General features: G+C 51.1%; 1 protein-coding gene. It reads right to left on the minus strand.

The window, feature by feature from the left end; translation table 11 throughout:
* Positions 1 to 3,329: DUF6701 domain-containing protein (locus ABYW01_RS17285; RefSeq protein ID WP_372835134.1), on the minus strand; the 3,329-nt coding region annotated here is incomplete at both ends.

Raw genomic sequence — 3,329 nt, forward strand, 5'->3', positions numbered from 1 at the left:
CATCGGTATTTGTTACAAAACCTGTTCCGTCGTAATACTGGATAAACACGGGCTGGTTCAGAGAAGAGGTTTCGGGCCCGTAGGTGTTCTGGATCTGCATCCGCCCATAGCGAACTTCGGTTTTTGCTCCCACCGCCGCATGATCGTTGCCTCCATCTCCCGAAATATCGACATCAAAGCTGTTCAGTGTTGCATCACCGTCGTTTGGAGCAATGGCTAAGGTCAGATCGGTATAGGGCGCATCCTCAACGTCTTTCCCTCCCTCCTTCTTGCGTTTTAGCAACAGTTCCAAAGTGATAGAGCCGCTACCCTCCACCCAGATAAAAGAATCAGCAATCGCATTCTTTTCGTCTGTTTCCGTAATATCCGGCTGTCGTGCGCTTAGATCAGTCATCTCGCCAACCGAAGGCGCATTGATCAACTTAAAGTCCAGCTGATCAACGTCGTTTAACTTGGCAAATCCACCTTCAGCCGAATAGTTTAGTGTGACCTCGTTTGCTGTATTCTGCGCAACCAATACGAAATTAGTTTCGAACTCTTCCCCCATATAGGTGAAATCTGAAGCCGGTGAGCAGCTAAGATCATGTCTATCTGTAACGCCGGTCCCACCTGCCCCAATAGCAAAGTGGGCGGGGTAAAAGCGACCGATATCATCGCTGATTGCCGAAGGAATGGTCTGCCCCATATACGATGATTCCGCAGCAGTGATAGTAAACACACCCACTTCGTCAATCGTTTGATTGTTGATGGTCACTTCGCCACCGGATTCGATATTCACGGAGGTTACACCTAAATCCCCGTCTGAACCCACAACAGGTGCTTCGAGTTTATGGCTGAGTTCAATGCCATTCAGCAAGAAATTTGGTGTGGGGCCACTATTATCACAATAATTGGCCGGAGTACTTTCTCCCGTTTGCCATCGCCGCGCAGACACTTTCAGCTTAAAGTCTGCTCCCGCAGCTGCATATGGATCACAAGACGCATCCCCGGTACCACAGACAAAAGGATCATCACTTGCATCCAGTGCTTCTATGCACAACCCTGCCGGTGACACCACAAAAGCATTGCTGCTGCCCGTCACCGTAGCCGTACCTTCAAGCTCATCATCAACTGACAGTTCTGCTTGTGCATGGAGTTTTATCTCACCCGCATCAAGGTAGGCAAACTCGAACTCACTTTCACCATCCCCATTAAACGCCAGCGATACCGTGGTATAACCCTCAGCCAAGCTATCAAGCGATGTCCCATCGATGGTTAAGCCGTCTTGGGCGGTCGCACAGGTACCCGGTGTCTCACAGCTGTACGCAATACCCACATCTACAGTCGAACCAGGGTTCAGGGCAACACAGGCACCGGTCTCAGCATCTGTCTTGAGCGCACTCAGAGTCACGTTATCGCTGTCTTTTCCTGAAATTTGGGCAGCAATTGTGCTGAAGCTGAAGGCTGTATCCTGAAATATAATCGTACCTTCAGCTTCCGGCGCGCTGATCTCATCCCCATCCATCACATCAATATCGATGGTTTCCGGATCGGTGTTGATCAGGTCAAAAGTCACTGAAGTTTCTTCGCCATCAAAGGTATAGGTATTGGGGCTCCCAAACGAACCACTTCCAGACTTGAGAGACCAGCTATCCACACCCGGGTCAGTCGTTAACGTAATCACGGTGTCAGCTAAAGGTGCGACGGGATTACCGTCAACGTCATACGCGGTGATCACCACTTGCGCGGCCTCACAGGTCAGCGCGGTTGCCGGAGCAGAGATACCGTAGTGATCAACAGGGGAAAGGTCGGCACACTCTCGCAACGATCCATCCAGGTTCTTTCCTTCGTTCTGGAAGTTATAGATGGTCGCGATGTGATCACTACTGAGGGCTCCCTCAAACACCAGCACTTCGTCAAAATCTCCGTGCGCTGAACGCCCGGTTCCCGGACCCGCGGTATAAGAACTGCGGTTATCACCAAAGTAGAGGCTAAAGATATCGCCTAATGTCCCGGAAAAGTCTCGCTCCAGCGCTTTAGATCCGTTCACGTAGGCCTTCATTTTCCCGCTATCAGCGTCTACGGTGACCGCTAAATGAACCCAGGTATCAGAGGTGAAGTTGTAACTCGTTGAACTTTTCTGGCGGAAATCACCGTCCGAGGTATTTTCCAGACCGAACTCCAATCGCCCATCACTCTCCTTGGCGAGATAGTAGTAGATCTTGCTTCCTGTGGTACCCGATGCATCCATCAACACCCGCGTATTGCCATCGTTCCAGGCATTGCTCGGTCGATACCAGAAGCTAACGGTATGTGCATCACCCACACCGTTAAGGTCAATCTCCGAATCAATCGCATAGATATCATCAGCGTCGGAATTGGAACCGATACTACCGGCCCGACAAATTTTACCTTCCGCAATATTTCGGACAGGGCTGGTTACGTCGACTTCATCCACCCAACCCACAAGGGACCCGTGGTTATTGTTACCACTGCTATCTTTGACTTCATTGGCAACACCGCTCCAACGGATCTCGTCAAAACGCAGCTCGGCGAGTGGTTCAAACGTTATCTGACAATCCAAAGGCTCACGTGTGCTGCCGTCTGCATTATTACCGGCCAGCTCATTGGTATAGATGCTATTGGCGTCGCTGCTGCTTAACGCACGGTTATACACCTTGAACTCATCCATCAGGCCTTCAAAGCTCTGAGAGGACGAAAAACTACCACCGTAGGAATCCTGTTCCTGCCCGATAACCACAGCATCTCTGGGCACGGACAACGCGCCGGTACCCAACCCGGTATCACACTCCTGCAAGCTGCCGTCAACATACAGGCAGCCGCGATCATCCTGACGCGTGACGACCAGATGATGCCAGGCACCATTGGTCAGTGTGACACCGCTATCGAGATAAACATCATCATCTTTGATCTGAAGGCGTACACGACTGCTGTTGACCAGATAGATCTCCAGCTCGTCATCATCGGTATTGGAGCCCAATGCCTGAAGAATCTCTTGCTGACCTTTACTGGTCGAGGTTTTTATCCACAGGGACACGGACAGATCATCAAGGCCATTAATCAATGAACGAGGCAGATCCACCCAGTCATCCGTACCGGTAGCAGAGAGATCGAGGGCTTTACCCACCCGCGCCTCATCCACCGTACTCACCTCATTTGCAGTGGCGGAATAAGTGTCCTGCTGATCGGCAAGGACGCTTTCCACCGTACATTCATCAAATCGATACTCAGCGATCGGTTCAGGACTTTCCGCGGGACCTCCACTACAGATCTCGCCCAGCTGGGCACTGGTCACTGCAGAAACATCATAGGTCACAGTAGATGAAGAC

This window comes from Pontibacterium sp. (assembly GCF_041587635.1).
Lineage (GTDB): Bacteria > Pseudomonadota > Gammaproteobacteria > Pseudomonadales > Balneatricaceae > Pontibacterium.